The sequence below is a fragment of the Methylobacterium cerastii genome, assembly GCF_022179125.1.
GTDB lineage: Bacteria > Pseudomonadota > Alphaproteobacteria > Rhizobiales > Beijerinckiaceae > Methylobacterium > Methylobacterium cerastii.
On the sequence record NZ_BPQG01000004.1, the window covers coordinates 17,003 to 34,269 of the forward strand.

The 17,267-nt window shown below is 70.3% G+C and carries 16 protein-coding genes; 2 read left to right on the top strand and 14 right to left on the bottom strand.

Annotation, left to right across the window (positions count from 1 at the left end; translation table 11 throughout):
- Positions 1-13: 13 nt before the first annotated feature.
- The 5 genes from MFF13_RS00830 to MFF13_RS00850 form a co-directional block, all read right to left on the bottom strand.
- A complete protein-coding gene (locus MFF13_RS00830) occupies positions 14-1,378 on the bottom strand; it encodes an efflux RND transporter periplasmic adaptor subunit (protein WP_147708284.1) in 1,365 nt (454 codons plus the stop codon).
- Positions 1,379-1,515: 137 nt separating this feature from the next.
- A complete protein-coding gene (locus MFF13_RS00835) occupies positions 1,516-1,878 on the bottom strand; it encodes a hypothetical protein (protein WP_238270166.1) in 363 nt (120 codons plus the stop codon).
- A 65-nt stretch (positions 1,879-1,943) separates the two neighbouring features.
- The gene (locus MFF13_RS00840; RefSeq protein WP_187272915.1) at positions 1,944-2,189 is read right to left on the bottom strand and encodes a hypothetical protein; all 246 of its coding nucleotides are present in this window, start codon (positions 2,187-2,189) and stop codon (positions 1,944-1,946) included.
- A 182-nt stretch (positions 2,190-2,371) separates the two neighbouring features.
- Complete coding sequence (locus MFF13_RS00845; protein ID WP_147708285.1) at positions 2,372-3,316, bottom strand: cation diffusion facilitator family transporter; 945 nt, start codon at positions 3,314-3,316, stop codon at positions 2,372-2,374.
- A gap of 82 nt (positions 3,317-3,398) precedes the next feature.
- A complete protein-coding gene (locus MFF13_RS00850) occupies positions 3,399-3,821 on the bottom strand; it encodes a MerR family transcriptional regulator (protein WP_147708286.1) in 423 nt (140 codons plus the stop codon).
- A 65-nt stretch (positions 3,822-3,886) separates the two neighbouring features.
- Between MFF13_RS00850 and MFF13_RS00855 the strand changes: the two genes are divergently transcribed.
- Positions 3,887-6,025, top strand: coding sequence for a heavy metal translocating P-type ATPase (locus MFF13_RS00855; protein WP_147708287.1), 2,139 nt, complete (start codon positions 3,887-3,889; stop codon positions 6,023-6,025).
- 208 nt (positions 6,026-6,233) lie between these two features.
- On the opposite strand, the gene MFF13_RS00860 is transcribed toward MFF13_RS00855, so the two are convergent.
- Together MFF13_RS00860 and MFF13_RS00865 are read right to left on the bottom strand one after the other, a co-directional pair.
- Positions 6,234-7,325, bottom strand: coding sequence for a three-Cys-motif partner protein TcmP (locus MFF13_RS00860; RefSeq protein WP_147833497.1), 1,092 nt, complete (start codon positions 7,323-7,325; stop codon positions 6,234-6,236).
- Between the two features lie 9 nt (positions 7,326-7,334).
- Positions 7,335-8,084, bottom strand: a complete 750-nt coding sequence (locus MFF13_RS00865) for a DUF5131 family protein (protein WP_147708289.1) — start codon at positions 8,082-8,084, stop codon at positions 7,335-7,337.
- Between the two features lie 196 nt (positions 8,085-8,280).
- Between MFF13_RS00865 and MFF13_RS00870 the strand changes: the two genes are divergently transcribed.
- A complete protein-coding gene (locus tag MFF13_RS00870) occupies positions 8,281-8,481 on the top strand; it encodes a hypothetical protein (RefSeq protein ID WP_147708290.1) in 201 nt (66 codons plus the stop codon).
- Between the two features lie 22 nt (positions 8,482-8,503).
- Here the strand turns inward: MFF13_RS00870 and MFF13_RS26325 are convergent, their stop codons facing one another.
- The 7 genes from MFF13_RS26325 to MFF13_RS00900 form a co-directional block, all read right to left on the bottom strand.
- Positions 8,504-8,626, bottom strand: a complete 123-nt coding sequence (locus MFF13_RS26325; protein WP_283205803.1) for a hypothetical protein — start codon at positions 8,624-8,626, stop codon at positions 8,504-8,506.
- A 223-nt stretch (positions 8,627-8,849) separates the two neighbouring features.
- Entirely contained in the window at positions 8,850-12,593 is a 3,744-nt protein-coding gene (locus tag MFF13_RS00875; protein ID WP_147708291.1) for an AAA family ATPase, read from the bottom strand.
- 26 nt (positions 12,594-12,619) lie between these two features.
- Positions 12,620-13,858: an exonuclease SbcCD subunit D gene (locus MFF13_RS00880; RefSeq protein ID WP_147708292.1), complete on the bottom strand. Its 1,239-nt coding sequence runs from the start codon at positions 13,856-13,858 to the stop codon at positions 12,620-12,622.
- Positions 13,855-14,466 (bottom strand): metallophosphoesterase, encoded by a 612-nt coding sequence (locus MFF13_RS00885; protein ID WP_147708293.1) that lies wholly within the window; start codon positions 14,464-14,466, stop codon positions 13,855-13,857. The genes MFF13_RS00880 and MFF13_RS00885 overlap by 4 nt, the downstream gene beginning before the upstream one ends.
- Before the next feature lie 347 nt (positions 14,467-14,813).
- A complete protein-coding gene (locus tag MFF13_RS00890; RefSeq protein ID WP_147708294.1) occupies positions 14,814-15,488 on the bottom strand; it encodes an RES family NAD+ phosphorylase in 675 nt (224 codons plus the stop codon).
- The gene (locus MFF13_RS00895; RefSeq protein ID WP_187272916.1) at positions 15,488-16,249 is read right to left on the bottom strand and encodes a hypothetical protein; all 762 of its coding nucleotides are present in this window, start codon (positions 16,247-16,249) and stop codon (positions 15,488-15,490) included. The genes MFF13_RS00890 and MFF13_RS00895 overlap by 1 nt, the downstream gene beginning before the upstream one ends.
- A gap of 303 nt (positions 16,250-16,552) precedes the next feature.
- Complete coding sequence (locus MFF13_RS00900; protein WP_238270168.1) at positions 16,553-17,053, bottom strand: hypothetical protein; 501 nt, start codon at positions 17,051-17,053, stop codon at positions 16,553-16,555.
- Between the last annotated feature and the right edge of the window lie 214 nt (positions 17,054-17,267).

Here is a 17,267-nt window from a genome sequence, read left to right on the forward strand (position 1 = left end):
GGCCGGTCCCCGCTCAGTGGTCGTGGTCGGCTTCGGCCTTGCCGAGCTCGGCCTTCAGGACGAAGGAGTTGGCCACCGCGACCTCGTCGCCGGGCTTGAGGCCGGTCAGGATCTCGAAGGCGTCGTCGTCGGCCTTGCCGATGGTCACGTCCCGGCGCTCGAAGCCCTCCTGGGTGCGGACGAACACGACCTTCTCGCCGCCGATGGTCTGGATCGCGGACTTCGGCAGCCGCACCCTCACCGGGTCGCGGGCGATCTCGACCTCGGTTGTCACGAAGGTGCCCGGCCGCCAGGCCATGTCCTTGTTCGGCAGGGCGACGATGACCCGGGCCGAGCGCGTCTCGGGGTTGAGGATCGGGCTGACGAAGACGACCTTGCCCACGCCGCGGGAGGCGTCGTCGCCCCCGACGATGGTGACCTTGGCGCCCTCGCGGACCTTCGAGAGCTCCGTGGTCGGGATGGCGAGCTCGATCCACACGGAGGAGAGGTCTGCGACGGTGTAGACGTCGGCCGGGTCGCCCTCCTTGCCGACGGCGGTGCCGACATCGACCTTGCGCTCGACCACACGCCCGGCGAGCGGGGACTTCAGCTCGTAGCGGCGCAGCGACGACAGGTTCGGGGTGGTCTCGTCCTTCTTGGCTGAGGTGGCGACCTCGGCCGCGTTCAGCCCCAGGGCCGATAGCTTCTGGCGTGCCAGGTCGACCCGAAGCGTCGCCTCGGAGTAGGCGGCCTTGGCGTTCAGGAACGCTGATTCGGCCGAGATGCGCTTGTCCCAGAGGGCCTGCTGGCGGTCGAAGTTGGTCTTCTCCAGGTCGGCCTTGACCGTCGCGGTGAGGAAGTCGCTCTTGGCCTCGGCGACCTCACGGCTGTCGAGGATGGCCACGACCTCGCCCTTGGCGACCTCTTCGCCGAGGCGCTTGCGCATCTCGGCCACGGTTCCGACCACCCGCACGGGGACGCGGGCGATCCGGTCGGCGTCCTGGGCGATGGTGCCGGGCACCAGGAGATGTCGTGAGAGGATGCCACCCTCGACCGTGGCGAGCTTGATGTCCTGCTCGGCGGCCTGCTCGGCCGTCATCTTGATCTTGCCCTCGCCCTCCTCGTCGTGGCCGTGCGCCTCGCCCTCGGCGTGCTTGTGCTCGCCGGCAGGCTTGGGCTCGGCGTCGGCATGCTCGTGGCCATGCTCGCCATGACCGTGGCCATCGTCGGCTGCGGGTGTCGCCGGCTTAGTCATGGCTGCGTTGGTCGGCGGCGCTGCCCGGGCGTTCGTCAGGCCGGCGGCGGCGAGCGCGCCCTGCACGACCTCGGACACACGGGGGAAGGCACCGCCGACGGCGACGCCGATGGCCAGGAAGGCCACGGAGAGGAGTGCACGCATGGAGGAAGGCCATTCGCCTGGGATCCGGCGAGCCGCTCAAGCGGCTTCCTGGATCCGGTTCGGATCACGCTCGATGAGGAAGCCGGCATCCGCAAGGATGGACGGCAGGCAAGCGCCACGGTCGTGGCGATGCGGCCTCAGGCGCGAGGCGGCCTCGGTAAACGGTCCGGTGAGACGGACCCGATGGCGGTGGTCACGGTCGCGTACAGAGCACGCCCGGTCGCCGGGGACGGCAACGCAGGTGCTTCGTCGACCCCAAGAGCCTGATGGCAACCGCAGTTGGCGTGACAGGCCGGGCAGGCATCGCCGTGGCCGATGCCGGCCGCCTCGGTCGGGGCGGACACCGACAGTCCATGGCTGGCCGGGCGATGGGCCTCGGAGGAATGGACCGTGCCGGGGACGACGAGTGACAGGACCAGGACGAGCGACAGCACGCGGACGGTGGTCGCCCACCAGCCGCGCATCGTCTCGTAGGCCCTGATCCGGGGTCCCGTGGTCATGGTCGCCTTATGAACGATTCAGGGTCACCCGTACATGCCGGGTGAGCCACGACGAGGACGGAACCTCAATAGTCGTCGTGATGATGGTGGTCTCTGCGCTCGCCGTAGAACCGGCGCTCGCCATAGTACGCCCGGTCGCCGTAATCCCGGTGCGGTCGGTGGATGACGACGTCGTCATGGTCGCCATGGTGGTAGCGATCGACATGGACGTCGCCGCGCCGGTCGAAGTCGCCGCCGTAGTATTGGGCGGACGCCGCGGCCGGGGCGAGGATCAGGCTGACGGCGACCAAGGCCGGAATGCGGACACGCATGGCTCGTTCCTCAAGGGATGATGCCGTCAGGATCGGCTTCGACGGTTGAACGAGGCCTGAAACCGCCGTTCATCCATCGGTGGCCGGAAGCACCGAACCGATGTCTCGCGACACGGATACAGGGCTCCTTCGGTCGCACGGGTTGAAGGCATTCCCTTACGGTCGGGCATGTTTCCGATGGCTCACACGACGTGGGCGGGGGCGAGGGTGCAGGCGGTGTCGGCGCTCGTCTCGACCTGCAGGGTGGTGTGGCCGATGCCGAACCGTTCCCTGATCCCGGCGGCGGCGTCCATCAGGAAGGCGTCGTCTGGTCGGCCGCCGGGCATCAGGAGATGGGCGGTGAGGCAGGTCTCGGTAGTGCTCATCGCCCAGACGTGCAGGTCGTGCAGGGCGGCGACCCCGGGCAGTCCTTCGAGATGGCTTCGGACCGCGTCCGGATCGATGCCCGGCGGGACGGCGGCGAGGGACAGCGTGAGGCTGTCGCGCAGGAGGCCCCAGGTGCTCCAGACGATGACCGCCACGATGGCGAGGCTGACGACGGGATCGAGCCAGGTCCACCCGGTGTAGAGGATCACGAGGCCGGCGATGACCACGCCGGCCGAGACGGCGGCGTCGGCGGCCATGTGCAGGAAGGCGCCCTTGATGTTGATGTCGCCCTTGGCCCCCGAGGCGAATAGCCAGGCGGTGATGCCGTTCACGAGGATGCCGACCGCGGCCACGATCATCACGGTCTTGCCGGCGACCGGCGCGGGCTCTCCGAAGCGCTGGATCGCCTCCCAGGCGATGGCGCCGACGGCGACCAGCAGGAACACCGCGTTGAACAGCGCCGCCAGGATCGACGACCCCTTCATCCCGTAGGTGTAGCGGGCGCTCGGGGCGCGCTTGGCCAGCACCATGGCGACCCAGGCCACCACGAGGCCGAGCACGTCCGAGAGGTTGTGGCCGGCATCGGCCAACAGGGCCATCGAGTTCCCCAGCACCCCGTAGGTGGCCTCGACGACGACGAAGCCGACGTTGAGGGCGATGCCGATGGCGAACGCCTTCCCGAAGCTTGCCGGTGCGTGGCTGTGCCCGGGGCCGTGGGCGTGCCCGGCGTGGTCATGGGCGTGGTCGTGGTGTTCCGTCATCTCGGCTTCCGGTTTGGCGCGGCGATCGCGGCTCGGTAACTCCTCTAGCGGCTGGAGGAGCAAGCGTTCGTTCCGGATCCGGTCAATGGCGGTCGCTCAGGCACTCGCCGTGGTCGGCCAGTACCTCGATGATGCGGCATTCACGGACGTCGCCGCCCGAGCATTGCTCGACCATCGCCTTCATTTCCTGCCTGAGGCCTGTCAGCCGTGCGATCCTGTCGTCGATGTCGGCGAGGTGCTTGCGCGCGATGGCGTCGGCCTCCCCGCACGGACGCTCGGGGTGCCCGGCGAGGTCGAGCAGGGCGCGGATGTCCTCGATCTCGAAGCCGAGCTCGCGGGCGTGCCGGATGAACCGAAGCGTCCGGACATCCGCCTCGCCGTAGGTTCGGCGGTTGCCCTCGGTGCGCTCCGGCGTCGGCAGGAGCCCACGTTCCTCGTAGAACCGGATCGTGGGGACCTTCACCGCGGCGCGTCGCGACAACTCCCCGATGGCGATGGGCTTCATGCCGCTTGCTCCTCTAGTCGCTGGAGGAAGTAGGGTCTTCCGGAGAGATGCGGAAGGGACCCGCCATGAGCGATGCGACGACCCTGGACCGGACCCTGAGCCCCTCGACGCGCCTGCGCGTGACCGGGATGGATTGCGCCTCGTGCGCCGCCAAGGTCGAGAACGCGGTGCGGCGCCTGCCCGGAATCGAGGAGATACAGGTCTCGGTGGCGACCGAGACCCTGACGGTGCGGCACGGTCCCGACACCGACGCCCTCGCCATCGCGGCGACGGTCCGCAGCCTGGGCTACGGCGCCGAGGACCCCGCCGCCGCCGTGGCGTCGGATGCCGGGCGGCCCGAGCAGGCCTGGTGGCGTACCCCGAAGGCGTTGCTGGCGTTCGCCTGCGGGACGGCCCTGGTGCTGGCTTACGCCATCGGACAGGCCGCGCCGGCGGCCGAGCGCTGGGCATTCCTCGCCGCCATGATGATCGGGCTGGTGCCGATCGCCCGCCGCGCGATCTCCGCGGCCCGGCATGGGACGCCGTTCTCCATCGAGACGCTGATGTCCGTGGCCGCCATCGGCGCGACCCTGATCGGGGCGACCGAGGAGGCGGCGACGGTCGTGTTCCTGTTCCTGGTCGGCGAGGTGCTGGAGGGCGTGGCCGCCGGCCGGGCCCGGGCGAGCATCCGCGGCCTCACCGGGCTGGTCCCGGACACCGCCCTGCTGGAGGCCGGGGGGACGACCGAGCGCGTGCCCGCGGCGAGCCTGCGGGTCGGCGCGACCGTGCTGGTCCGGCCCGGGGACCGCATCCCGGCCGACGGGACCGTCCTCGCCGGCGAGAGCGCGGTGGACGAGGCGCCGGTCACCGGCGAGAGCGTGCCGAGGCGCAAGGCGCCGGCCGATGCTGTGTTCGCCGGAACCGTGAACGGCGAGGGCGCGCTGCGGGTGCGGGTGACCGCGGCGGCGCGCGACAACACCATCGCGCGGGTCGTCCGGCTGGTCGAGGAGGCCCAGGAAGCGAAGGCTCCGACCGAGCGCCTGATCGACCGGGTCGCCAGGGTGTACACCCCGGCGGTGGTCGCGGTGGCGGCGCTCGTCGCCGTGCTGCCACCCCTCGTCGTCGGCGCCTCCTGGGCCGAGTGGGTCTACAAGGGGCTGGCCATCCTGCTGATCGGCTGCCCGTGCGCGCTGGTCATCTCGACCCCGGCGGCCATCGCGGCCGGGCTCTCGGCCGGAGCCCGCCACGGGCTGCTCATCAAGGGCGGCGCCGTCCTGGAGCGGCTGGCCGCGGTGACTATGGTCGCCTTCGACAAGACCGGCACACTGACCGAGGGCAGCCCCGTCGTGACTGACGTCGCGGCGTTCGGCCGGTCGGAGCGGGACGTGCTCTCGCTCGCCGCCGCGTTGGAGGCCGGCTCCTCGCACCCGCTCGCCAAGGCGGTCCTGGCGAAGGCGGCGGAGGTCGGGGCGCCGGTGCCGCCGGCGTTCGGGGCGACGGCGCTCGGGGGCAAGGGCGTGACAGGCAAGGTCGGCGGCCTCGATCTCTTCCTCGGCTCGCCGCGGGAGGCGGCGGCGCGCTCGGCCTTCACACCCGAGCAGTCGGCGCAGGTCTCCACCCTGAACGACGCGGGCAAGACGGTATCCGCCCTCGTCGTGAACGGGTCGTTGGCCGGCCTGATCGCCATGCGCGATGAGCCGCGGCCGGACGCGAAGGCGGGAATCGATCGACTGGCGGCAACCGCCATAACGGCGGTCATGCTCACCGGCGACAATGCCCGCACCGCCGGAGCGGTGGCCGGGGCGCTCGGCATCGAGGCGCGGGCCGAGCTCCTGCCGGAGGACAAGCAGCGGATCGTGAGCGAACTCCAGGCTGGCGGTGCGGTGGTGGCGAAGGTCGGGGACGGCATCAACGACGCCCCGGCGCTCGCGGCCGCGGACGTCGGCATCGCGATGGGCGGGGGCACCGACGTCGCGTTGGAGGCGGCCGATGCCGCGGTGCTGCACGGGCGCGTCGCCGACGTGGCGCGGATGATCGAGCTCTCCCGCAGGACGCTGGCCAACATCCGCGCGAACATCGCCATCGCGCTGGGGCTGAAGCTCGTGTTCCTCGCCACCACCGTCGCCGGCATCACCGGGCTGTGGCCGGCCATCCTGGCCGACACCGGTGCCACGGTGCTCGTCACGGGCAACGCGCTGCGGTTGCTTGGCATGCGGCTTCGTTAGGCATGGTCCGGTGTTTGGCCCTGCCGCTGGGAACGACGGAGAAATCCTCGCGGACAGGTCGCCGACGGCTGCCGTGTTGCGCCCCGACAGGGCATCGTCGGCGATGCGTCGCGCGAAGGCGTCGATGTCGGCCATACCGCGGCGATGCGGCCCGTTCCGGACGCTCGGGCCACCCGTGGCCCGTCCGATCTCGACGGGGCCTTCCGGCTCAGGCGAACCGGACGCGCGTCCCGGCCGGATAGGTCCCGCGCCGGCGTCCCTCCCGGCAGGCCTCCACCTGGATCGCGGCCGGGACCCGCGCCTCCATCCCCTTCAGGATCCCCTTGTAGTGGGTCTCCCGGAAAGCGGTCTCCTCGACCACGAAGCGTTCGATCTCGTCAACGTCGGCCGTCGCCCCTGAGAACCGGCGCGCGAGAATGCCTTCAAGCTGCGTGAGATCGCTGCCGTCGAACAGCACCTGCTGGCCCGGATCGGTCGCATCGGAGAAAGCCATCCCACCCCGCTGGTCGACCGACCACATGGCCTCCTTCATCTTCTTCAGGCCCTTCTGGTTCTTCGTTGCGAAGAACAGGTAGTAGTCGGTCCGCTCCCGCCCGTTGCGCATCTCGAAATGCCGGACGAAGCGGGCCCCGGCCATCGATACGAGCTGGGCGGCATAGAGGTCGCGGATGCCGGCCTTGCGCTGCGCCGGTGGCAAGGCGGTGACCTTGCGCCAGTCCGGGCAGCCGAACAGCGCGTCGAAGTTGTCCGGCTGGTCGCGGTGCGTGAGGAAGCGGTTGATCTCCTCGAACATGAAGTTGACCAGGACCTCGCCGCTGGCGCGGTTCATCAGGTCGCGCATGGCGGTCATCGGCATGCCGTTCCATCCGAACGGATCGACAAGCGCGAAGACCGGCGCGTTCCGGGGGTGGTCGCGCAGCGCCTCCGCGTAGACCTGCTCGAAGCCCTCACCGGAATGAACGCGCACGTGGAGGTTGCGCGGCTTGGCCCGGGCCGCGAACAGCGTGCCGATGCAGCCGTGCAGGCGGTCCGCACGGGCCTCGTCCTTCTCGATGAAGTGGAAGTGGCACTCGGCGCGGATCGGTGTGGCTTGGTCGAGGAACGCCTTCAGCGCGATCAGCGGGGAGCCGTCGCTGCCGTCGTCGTAGATGCCCGGGCCCGCGAAGCCGTCGATGAACACCATGCGCGGGAAGCCTCCCAGCGCCAGGATCGGGAACCAGGCCTGCAGGTAGCGCCGCAGGATCTCGTGCTTGGCCCTGGTGTGGTCCTCAAGCGCCCACGTCACCCGCTGCGGCTTCATCCATCGCCCCTACAAGGCGGCGGACACAGCCGCGCGCGCGTTCCTCGGCCAGCCGTTGTGCTCGCGCCCGTCTAGCAGCCGACCGCCCGTCTTCGGCGACCGCCCGCCCCACTGCTTGAAGAAGAACGGCACGTCGGCCCGCGCGCACTGCCGCAGCAGGTCCACGACCCACGCCTTCTCCATGGGCCTGGCGCCGGGACCGCTCTCGCCCCCGACGATGACCCAATGCAAGCCGATGAGATCTAAAGTCCCGATCGGCCCGATCAAGGGCTCCACGGACAGGAACCGCACCGCGGCATTGGTATCCCTCAGGTGCGCGACCCTGGACTTCTTGGTTCCGTCCTCGACCGACACGCCGAGCCAGATGTGGGCCGGCACGGGACGCGAGACGTAGCGGGCGTTGACGTAATCCCGCATCAGCGAGCTGCGCTTTGTCAGTATCTGGAACTCGTGCCAGTCCGCCCGCTCCATCGTGTCGAAGACGCGGTCGACGAAGGACGTCGGAACGTCCTTGTGGAACAGGTCGCTCATCGAGTTCACGAAGATCATCCGCGGGCGCCGCCATGCCAACGGCTGCTCAAGCCGCGCCGGACGCAGCGTCAGGTCGAAGCCGCTCTCGAACGGGTGGTTCGGAACGCCGCGGAAGCGCTCGGAAAACCGCGCCGCGTAACAGTTGTCGCAGCCGGAGCTGATCTTGGTGCATCCCGTCACCGGGTTCCAAGTCGCCTCCGTCCACTCTATCGCCGAGCTCTGAGCCATAGGAACAAAATTAGAACACTTCGCGGTGGGTCGCAACGGACAGCTTGGCCGAACGCGACGCGTCGCACCAGCCGGAACGAGCCGCTTTCTGCGATCGGTGCGGCTCTCGATCCGTCTCAGGCACACCGTGCGCCGGAACCGTTGCGACGGATCGAGGCTTGCCGTACCCCGACCCACCCCGCCGACGAGGTTTCCCATGACCAGCGATATCGAACGGCACCAGCAGCTGCTGAGCTCACTCAAGCAGGCCCAGGGCAAGGGCGACGGCTCCTTCGAGCAGGCCGTCACCGACGCCTTCGAGCACGTCTTCGAGCACCTGGGGCGCCTCAACGCGATCAGCGATCCGGACGCCGAGGACCGTCCCTTGAAGCCAGGGGAAACAGCGACGCTGCGGTAGGCGCATCGGGCTGTAGCCGATCTCAGACGAGCTTCTCGTCGAACCATTCGACGAGAAGCGTGATGCCGTAATCGATACCCCCCCGGCATGCTCCGGCCAACTTGACCCGCTCGGCGCCAAGTTGGGAGGACTTCATGGCCGCCATGCCGAAGTGCGGATACGAGGGTTTCGTCGGACGCTTAAGGGCTCACGAAGCGGTCTTGGTTTGCGATCGTCCCGACGGATCCGAGACGGACGACGAGGATCCCGATACCGGACCCGGGGCATGAGGCGGCGCCCCCGGGGGGAACGCCGAATTCCCGGTTCGGTCCCGGAGGGATCGCTTCCGCTTCCGATCGGGTCGATGTCCTACCCTTCGGATATCCGGGCTATGCACCGTCGGTCACCCGTACGACGCTGCGCCCGTTGCCCCGGCGCTCGACGCGGACCTGCACCGCGATGCGATCGATCATCGCCGCGACGTGGGTGATGACGCCGACCCGGCGACCCTGGCCCTGGAGGCTTTCCAGGGCGTCGATGGCGACGTCGAGGGTCTCGGCATCGAGCGACCCGAAGCCCTCGTCGATGAACAGGGTGTCGACGAAGGCCGCTCGCCCCTCCAGGCCCGAGAGCGCCAGCGCCAGGGCGAGAGCCACCAGGAAGCGCTCGCCGCCCGATAGGCTGCGCGTTCCGCGAAGCTCGTCGCCCATGTCGCGGTCGAGGACGTGCAGCGCGAGGTCCGTGCCCTGGCTGCGCACGAGGGCGTAACGCGGGCTCAGGGTGCGGAGTTGTTCGTTCGCGAGATGCGCCAGGTGCTCCAGCGTCACGCCTTGGGCGAAGCGCCGGAACCTGTCGCCGTTCGCGGAGCCGACGGCGGCGTCGACCATCTCCCACGCGTCGAGGCCCTCGCGCACGGCCTCGATCTCCCCCGAGAGGTTCGCGGCCTGGCCCAGGGCATCGTCGTCGCGGGCAAGCTCGGCGTCGAGTGCGCCCCGACGCCGTTGATGGGTCGCGATGGCCTCGGCGACCGCGGCGGCGGCGGCCTCGGTGCCCGGAACGTCGACGGGCGGGAGGCCGCGCAGCGCGTCGACGTCCGTGCGACGGGCGGCCAATCCCGCCTCGGCCGCCTCGTACGCCCGCAGCAGCCGGTCCCGCGCCTCGCGCAGGGCCGTGACGGCCTCCAGGGGCACCGCCAGGAGGGCAAGCACGGCATCGGGGCCACGGGTGCCGCACGACGCCAGGAACCGCCCCTGCGCCTCTCCCATGACGTTTCGGGCGCGTCGGCGTTGTGCATCCGCATGCTCCGCGGCGCCGTTGGCCGTCGCATGGAGCGCGGCGGCGATGCCGGCCGCCTCAAGCGCCATGCGGTGGTTCTCGCGGGCCGTGTCGCGGTCGGCCGTGACGCGATCGCGGTGGCCGTCGGTCGGTTCGCCACCGAGAAGCCCGGCACGATCCCGCCGCACGTCCACGAGCGCCGTCGCCCGGTCATCGGCGGATCGCACCGCCGTTTCGCGAAGGATTGCGGCGGTGGCCTCGGCCTCGGTCGCCACGGCCCTGCGCGGCACGAGGTCGTTCAATGCCGAGACGATGCCGTGATGGTTCTCCCGCGCCTCGCGGTAGGCGGTCCCGAGCCCGGCGATGCGACGGGCCGTGCCATCGGGGTCGCAGGCAAGCTGCGCCTCGTCGAGGCCCGCCGGGGCGAGGATCGGGCCGAGCTTGCGGACGATGGAGGCGATCCGGTCGGTCGACGCCGTGGCCTGGGTCCGGGCGCGTTCGGCGGCGAGGGCCGCGTCCTGGCGCGGGGCGGCCTCCGCCATGATCAGCCGATCCGCGGCGGCGATCACGCCGTCGGCGACCGCGATGGCCTTCTCCGCGACGCGGATCTCGCCGGACAGGGCACGTGCCCTTTCGAGCCTCGCGGCAAGCGAGGCACGCACGGCTCCGGCGGCCTCGGCGATCGATCCGAGCCGATCGACGGATCCCGGCCCCAGCGTGTGTGGTGGCTCCTGCACCCCGGCCGAAAGGCAGGCCGACGCGAGGCCGGGCAGGTGTCCGGCGTAGGCCTCGGCACAATCCGTGAGGGTCGAGCCTGCCTGCGCCCCATCCCGTGCGGCGGCGTCGAACCTTGCGGACGCGTCCGACCGCGCGGCTACGGCTTCGGCGAAGGCGGCATCGGCGCGGGCCAGTTCGGCGTCGATCTCGGATCGCCGGCCGCGCATGGTCTCGGCCAGCCGGGTCAACGCGTCGCCGCCGTGGCCATCGTCGACGGGATGGCTCGTCGAGCCGCAGACCGGGCAGGGGCGGCCGTCGACGAGGACGCTGCGCAGGGCCGCGGCCTCGGCCGATGCTCCGCGCTCGGCGAGGTCCGCCATCGCCGCGATCTCCATCCGGGCACGTGTTGCCTGGCCTCGTGCGGTTTCCGCCTCAATGCGCAGCGCCTCGGTCGCCTCGCGGAGCGCACCGGCATCGGCCTGGCCCGCGCGTGCACGGGCCAGTTCGGCCCCGGCCCGGTCATGGCGTCGCGCCAGGTCGGAGACGGCCGCCAGACGCTCCATGAGGGTTCGGAGATGGGCATGGCCCGCCTCGGCGCCCTCGACATCGAGGCCGCGATGTTCCTCCTCCCGGTTGGCCCGGTCGACGATGTGCCGGTCGCGGGCCTCGCGGGCCGAGGCCGCCTGCTCGGCTGCCGAGGCGGTCGCGGCGTCGGCCTCGCCGATCCGGGTCTCCGCGTCCGCGAGGGCCACCAGGGCGGCGTCGCGTTCGAGGGCCAGGGCCGTCCGCTTCTCGAACAGCCCGGCGATCTCCGCCGCCCCGTCGGCGAGCGGCGCCATGGCCGCGTCCGCCACGATCCGCCGGGCCGTCTCATCACGCGATGCCGACAACGCGTCGTAGGCCTTGTCGAGATCGCATCTCCGGGCCCTGGCCCCGTCGAGGTTCGCCGTCGCGTCCTTGGCCCCGGCGGTGGCCGCATCCGCCTCGCGGGCGAGTTCCACGATGCGGGCGTCCAGAACGCCGGCCGCGCCCCAGGTCGGCGTGAAACCCCGGTAATCCGCTTCGCCCGCCTCGTCGGCCGCGCGTGCCGTCGCCAATCCCGTCCGGACCTCCGCAAGGGCCGCCCCGGTGGCGTCGACGTCAGCCACGGCGGTTTCCAGGACGCCCTCTGCCGCAGCGAGTTCGGCCTCGGCCGCCGTCATGGCATCCGCCGGGCGCCTTGAGGGTTCGACGGCCTCGATCTCGGCGAGCCTCACGGCGTCGTCGCGGCCGTCCCGGACGGCGGAGGCGGCCTGCTCGACCAGTACGGCCGCCTCGGCGAACCGCGCCTCGGCCGCCGCCGACCGGCGGGCATGGTCGAGGGCGGTGAGATGGGATCCATGCTCGGTCGCGAGAGCCGGCATCGCCGCGTCGATCACGTCGCGTTCGGCCGTCCTCTCCCGTCGTTCCGCCACGTCGAGGAGACCGATGGCGTCGTGTCGCGCGACGAGGATGGCAAACGCCGCCCGACGTTCGTCGGCGCCGGCGCGGACCCGCTTCGAGATCTCCGTGTAGACCTGCGTCCCGGTGATCTTCTCCAGCAGGTCGGCGCGATCCCCCTCGCCGGCAAGGAGGAAGGCGTCGAATTCGCCCTGGGCCAGGACGACCGTGCGCCGGAACTGGTCGAAGGTCAGGTCGGTTCGGGCGACGACGGCCTCGTTGACCGCGGTCTTGCCGGTGGCGACCGCGGCGCCGTCCTCGATCCGGGACAGGATCCGGGTCTCGGCCTGAAGGCGTCCGTTGGCCCGGTTCCGGGCCCGGTAGACCGTCCACCGGGCGCGGTAGGCGACACCGTCCCGGCCGAGGAAGTCGACCTCGGCGAAGCCCTCGCCGGCACCGCGCCGGAGGATGGCGCGCGGATCGCCGGAGTTGATGGCCTGGCCACCCGGATCGGGTACGTCCTCGTTGCGTCCGGCGCTCACGCGGGGAAACCGGCCGTAGAGGGCGAGACACAGCGCGTCGAGGATGGTCGACTTGCCGGCGCCGGTCTCCCCGGTGATCGCGAAGATGCCGGTGGCGCCGAGCGGGCCGCCGTCGAGGTCGATGTCGAACGGCGCGGCGAGGCTCGCGAGGTTCGCGCCGCGGATCGCGAGGATGCGCATCGGTCAAGCCCGGGCTTGCGGACGGTTCATGCGCCTGCCCTGGCGCGATGGAACACGTCGAGGTGCGGGGCGGCCGGCTCGACCCCATGGGTCTGGAGGAAGGCCATGCGGAACAGGTCTTCCGGGTCCCGCTCGGCGAGGCGGACCATGGGACCGCCCACCGGCGCGAGGTCGGGCGACGGGGCATCGACGCTCGCGACCCGGACGTCGACGACCCTCACCGGGAACCGCTCGGCGATCCGATCGACCTCGGCCCGGTAGCCGGCCGGCAATCCGGCGCGGGCGAGCCGGATCTGGAGGAAGGGCCGGGCCTCGACCGGCAGGCCGGGATCGAGGTCGAGGGCCGCCAGCCGGTCCCCGAGTTCGCCCAACGCCATGTCGCCCGCTTCCGGCAGCCGCAGGAAGAGGACGGGCCGGTCGATGACGACGTGTTCCGTCCGTGCCGGGCCATCGCCGATGGTGACGAGGCTGACCCCGTGGCGGTAGGCCAGTTCCGTGGCTGATAGCGGGATGAGGGAGCCGGAGTAGCGTACGATGGGTCGGCCGACTTCCTGTGCGCGATGAAGGTGCCCCAGGGCGACGTAGTCGGCATCCTCCGGGAATACGTCGGGCGGGACCGCGTGCTCGCCGCCCACCAAAATCCGGCGTTCAGCTCCCTCCGATTCCAGCCCACCGGCGACGTGAAGGTGCCCGGTGACGATGTATGGCAGCCCCGCCAGTTCGGGGCGGGCCGCCTCGTGCAGCGCGGCGTAGAGGTCGCGCACCGCCCGAACGATGGGCGACCCGGCCTCGTCGCGGACGCGGCCGGCGGTGAGGCCGGGCAGGCAGGCGGCAGTGGGGTAGGAGACGCCGAGCACGTGGCCCGCCACCGCGCCGTCCTTGCGGATCGGCACGAGGTGGCGCGAGAGGTCGATGGCGCCGCCCGGCCGCCGCACGTTGCCGACGACATGGACGCCGATCGCATCGAGGAGGGCGCGCGGCGCCTCCAGCCGGCCGGCCGCGTCGTGGTTGCCGGCGGTGACCACGATCGTCATCGCGGGCCGGGCCTGATGCAGGCGCACCAGTGTCTCGTAGAACAGGCGCTGGGCCTCGCCGGACGGGTTCTGGCTGTCGAAGACGTCGCCGGCCATCACCAAGGCGTCCGGCTCCCGTTCCTCGACGAGGGCGACGAGCGCGTCGAACACCCGCGCATGTTCATGCTCGCGCAAAAAACCCCGCAGGGTCTGCCCGATGTGCCAGTCGCCGGTGTGCAGGACGCGGATCATGTCATCACTTCCGTCGATCGTTCGTCGTGCCCGCGGCCTTGGTCGTGGCTCGAAGCCGGTACACGCGAGAGGGCGTCGGCGTTCTCGGCGAGGCGCACGCGGATCTCTTCGAGGGTGACGGGGCGGTAATCGAAGCAGTCGACGCCGACGTCGGTGCTGGCGGCGGTGCCGGGCAGGCTGCCGTGGGAGTGTCCGAAAAGGTGGATGTCGCCACGGTGCATCCGCGGCCAGACCCGGTGGGCGTAGTGGCTCAGGAACAGCCCCTGGGGGGTGCCGTCGCGGTTCTGGACGACGACGCGGGCCACGTCGACGACGGGTCCGGCCCACTGCAGCCTGGCGCCGATGCGGTCGTGGTTGCCGCGAACCAGGAAGATACGACCCCTCAGCCGCGAAAGGATCGTGCGCGCGTGGGCCTCGGGGCAGCGGTAGCAGAAGTCGCCGAGGTGCCAGACCGTGTCCTCGGGGCGCACGGCGGCGTTCCACCGGGCGACGAGGGTCTCGTCGTGTTCCTCGATGGTCTCGAACGGTCGGTTCAGCGCCATCCTGGGGCTGAGGATCTGGCGATGTCCGACGTGATGGTCGGCCGTGAACAGGGTTCGGGGCGGCATTTCGAGCTCCTCGCAAGTGCGCGGAGGCTCGACGCATGGGTCGTCTGCACTCCGGAATTCAGGGGGGCGAAGGACGGCCTATGCGTTTCATGGAAAGCTCCTGTCGTGGTGAGTGCTTATTTACCGATCGCGTTCGGATCGCAAGATTGCTGTCTAGTAGGGCGTGGGCAATCGTTCGCTGGATCGGCGGTCCCGACCACTCGATCCACAGGAACCTTAACCATGCCCCGCCGCTCCGCGGGGGAACCGGACGTACCGTGTGCGGTCGAAGCCGGACTTCCACGTGGTCCGGTGGCGGAGGCTGACGATTGCATGCGTGCCGTCCGCCGACCTGGGCGGGAGGCGGTTCAGACGTCCTCGTAGTCGATGGACAGGCGTGCCGCGAGGACGCGGACGTCGTCATGGCACGCAGGGTCGGCCACGGGGCGGGTGGATGCCGGCGTCAATGCCCCGGCGGGTAGCCTGTCCCCGAACAGGACGACGGCGAAGTGCGGGCTCCATTGCACGGAGCTGTAGTACAGCCCGTGGGCTCCGGGGCATCCTGTATGCACGTGCTCGGCCCAGCCGCGGGTCCTCGGGTAGGTGCTCGTCGGACCCGTCACGAGGGCGTTCCTGTCGATCCCGACCTGCCGCTGTCCGGCCCCGGTGAGATCGACGAGATGCAGGTCGACCGTCGTCCGCACGACGCTGTGGCTATGCCCGGAGAAATCCCTGGGAAAGACGATTTGCAGGCGTGCGGGACCCGCGGTGGGCGCGACGGGCGGCACGTCGGGGCAGCGGAGGATGATCTCGCAGGCCGCGCACTCGAAGCTTTCGGCGCCATAGATCGTCGGGATGATGACGCCGGCCGTATCCCGTATCGGGGAGAAGCGTGCGTTGCCCCTGGCGGTGTCGTTGAACTGTTCGGGTAGGAATGCGGTCGGGTGGATGCGATGGAGTTCGGTCCCCGTGCGCAGGTCGACGTAGGCCTCCTTCCCCACCCGCATCGTCGACGGGTCGGGTATCGCGAGGTCGAACCTCATCAGCCATGCACCGGGGGGTCGATCTCGCGCTCGAACGCCGCGAGGACGCCTTGCGCGTCGGTCCCGAGCGCCTCGGCCGGGGTTCCGTCCATGTCGAGATGAGGCCGGGTCAACCAGTGGAGGAGGCGGAAATCGCTCCACCCCTTCGGCTTCCTCGCGATCAGCTGCGCCATGGCCGGGTGCAGCCGGCGGCCCTCCACGTCGAACTGGAAGAGCGGGTAGACGGCCCGGCCATCGGTCGTGAACCGCAGGACCTCGTGACCGTCCTCCTTCCGCTTCATCGTGGCCGACGGATTGGCCGTCGACAACCCGAGCAGCGTGCACGCCTCCGCCTGCTCGACCATCGACGTATCGGCCAGGATGCGCTCCTGGAGCCGTGCGCGGTTGAGCGCCGCCTTGAGCGCCGGGTCCTCCCCCTTGACGAGGCTCTCTCGCAACATGACGCGATAGGCGTCGACGACCTTCCTGAACTCGTTCGCGAAGGCGCGCCCCAGGAAGTCGGCCGCGGCGCTCCTGAGAGCCGAATGCACGGCCTTCGTCGTCGCCTTGGTCGCGTTGGTCCCCGAGGGCTTGAGTGATGCCACAACGACCCTGTGGAGCGGGCCGATGTCGGCAAGTCCTCCGTGGACGGAGACATCGACGGTGACATGGGTCGCGTCCTCGGCGATCGCGTCGAGTGTCGCGGAGGCATGGAGACCCTGTCGGACACGACCGTGCACGCCCTCACGGACCCCACCCTTGCCGATCGGCGTCGCCACCATCGCAGAAATCCTACTTTCGATATCTATGACTGGTCATATAGCGATTATAGGCCGAAAAGGCGAGGAGGGAACCACGGTATCGCCGCCACCCCCGGCATGGGGATGTGTACGCATGCCATTGGCCGTGGTTGCACCGGGGGCGGTTCATGAGGCGGGCTGGGCCCGATCGATCTGGTCATGCCGCCCGGGGATCGAGCGGTCGGCCAAGGCTTCCACGGGGCCGTGCCGGCAGGGCGTGAACTAATCCCTGCCTTGGCGATGCCCGCGGGTGCGTCGGGGGAGGCTCAGGCGCCTTCCCCGGGATCATACGGGCCGATCGATCGTTGCGGCGCCGACGTCCGTCATGAACAAACGCCCGTCGGCATAACTGGCCACCCCCGCCCGGACGAGGACGTCGCGCACGATGGTTGTCTTGATGTTGGTGAAGGCCGAGCGGTTCAGCAACGTGCGGACTTCCGGCGTGCCAATGCCTTCTTGGCCGGCCTTCGCCAGGGCGGCGATGACGACGGCGAGGGCCCGCGCATCGACCATCGGAATGAGGCCGGCGGTGTTCGCATTGATCTCCTGGATGAAGTGCTGGCAGTTATCGAGCTTCTTCAGGATTGCGGCTGCGGCGCCCTCCGGCCAGACGTCCTTGGATTGGGTGAGCGGAGCCGTCATGGCGTCATCGGACTTCGTCGCCCCCGGTGGCCGCGACTTGAGATATTCCGTGGCCGCTTCTTCGTAGACGGTGCTGATCTTGAGCCTCCGCTCGGCCGCCGCCACGGCCATGAGGCGCCTCGTGGCGGGCGCCAGGTAAACCATCACCTTTTCGTTGCGCGATCTTGGTCTCGCTTTCGGCATGCGATGTTCGATCCCGGACTGATGCGCCGTGCTGTCATGACAGCACGGCGTTGAGATCCCGTTGACGGATCGCTTCGGGGTGGGATGAAATGACTGCATGCTGTCACGACAGCATGCAGTCATTATTCTGACCTGAATGCGCCATTCCGGCGTGATGACGACAGCAAGCTGTCGC

Excerpts from the sequence above, each read along its gene's own strand:
- MFF13_RS00855 (WP_147708287.1), top strand. The coding sequence starts at position 3,887 with ATGAGCGATGCGACGACCCTGGACCGGACCCTGAGCCCCTCGACGCGC.
- MFF13_RS00885 (WP_147708293.1), bottom strand. The coding sequence starts at position 14,466 with ATGCCGCCCCGAACCCTGTTCACGGCCGACCATCACGTCGGACATCGC.
- MFF13_RS00850 (WP_147708286.1), bottom strand. The coding sequence starts at position 3,821 with ATGAAGCCCATCGCCATCGGGGAGTTGTCGCGACGCGCCGCGGTGAAG.
- MFF13_RS00830 (WP_147708284.1), bottom strand. The coding sequence starts at position 1,378 with ATGCGTGCACTCCTCTCCGTGGCCTTCCTGGCCATCGGCGTCGCCGTC.
- MFF13_RS00835 (WP_238270166.1), bottom strand. The coding sequence starts at position 1,878 with ATGACCACGGGACCCCGGATCAGGGCCTACGAGACGATGCGCGGCTGG.
- MFF13_RS00890 (WP_147708294.1), bottom strand. The coding sequence starts at position 15,488 with ATGAGGTTCGACCTCGCGATACCCGACCCGTCGACGATGCGGGTGGGG.
- MFF13_RS00845 (WP_147708285.1), bottom strand. The coding sequence starts at position 3,316 with ATGACGGAACACCACGACCACGCCCATGACCACGCCGGGCACGCCCAC.
- MFF13_RS26325 (WP_283205803.1), bottom strand. The coding sequence starts at position 8,626 with ATGGCGGCCATGAAGTCCTCCCAACTTGGCGCCGAGCGGGTCAAGTTG.
- MFF13_RS00860 (WP_147833497.1), bottom strand. The coding sequence starts at position 7,325 with ATGAAGCCGCAGCGGGTGACGTGGGCGCTTGAGGACCACACCAGGGCC.
- MFF13_RS00840 (WP_187272915.1), bottom strand. The coding sequence starts at position 2,189 with ATGCGTGTCCGCATTCCGGCCTTGGTCGCCGTCAGCCTGATCCTCGCC.
- MFF13_RS00900 (WP_238270168.1), bottom strand. The coding sequence starts at position 17,053 with ATGGTTTACCTGGCGCCCGCCACGAGGCGCCTCATGGCCGTGGCGGCG.
- MFF13_RS00870 (WP_147708290.1), top strand. The coding sequence starts at position 8,281 with ATGACCAGCGATATCGAACGGCACCAGCAGCTGCTGAGCTCACTCAAG.
- MFF13_RS00880 (WP_147708292.1), bottom strand. The coding sequence starts at position 13,858 with ATGATCCGCGTCCTGCACACCGGCGACTGGCACATCGGGCAGACCCTG.
- MFF13_RS00875 (WP_147708291.1), bottom strand. The coding sequence starts at position 12,593 with ATGCGCATCCTCGCGATCCGCGGCGCGAACCTCGCGAGCCTCGCCGCG.
- MFF13_RS00865 (WP_147708289.1), bottom strand. The coding sequence starts at position 8,084 with ATGGCTCAGAGCTCGGCGATAGAGTGGACGGAGGCGACTTGGAACCCG.
- MFF13_RS00895 (WP_187272916.1), bottom strand. The coding sequence starts at position 16,249 with ATGGTGGCGACGCCGATCGGCAAGGGTGGGGTCCGTGAGGGCGTGCAC.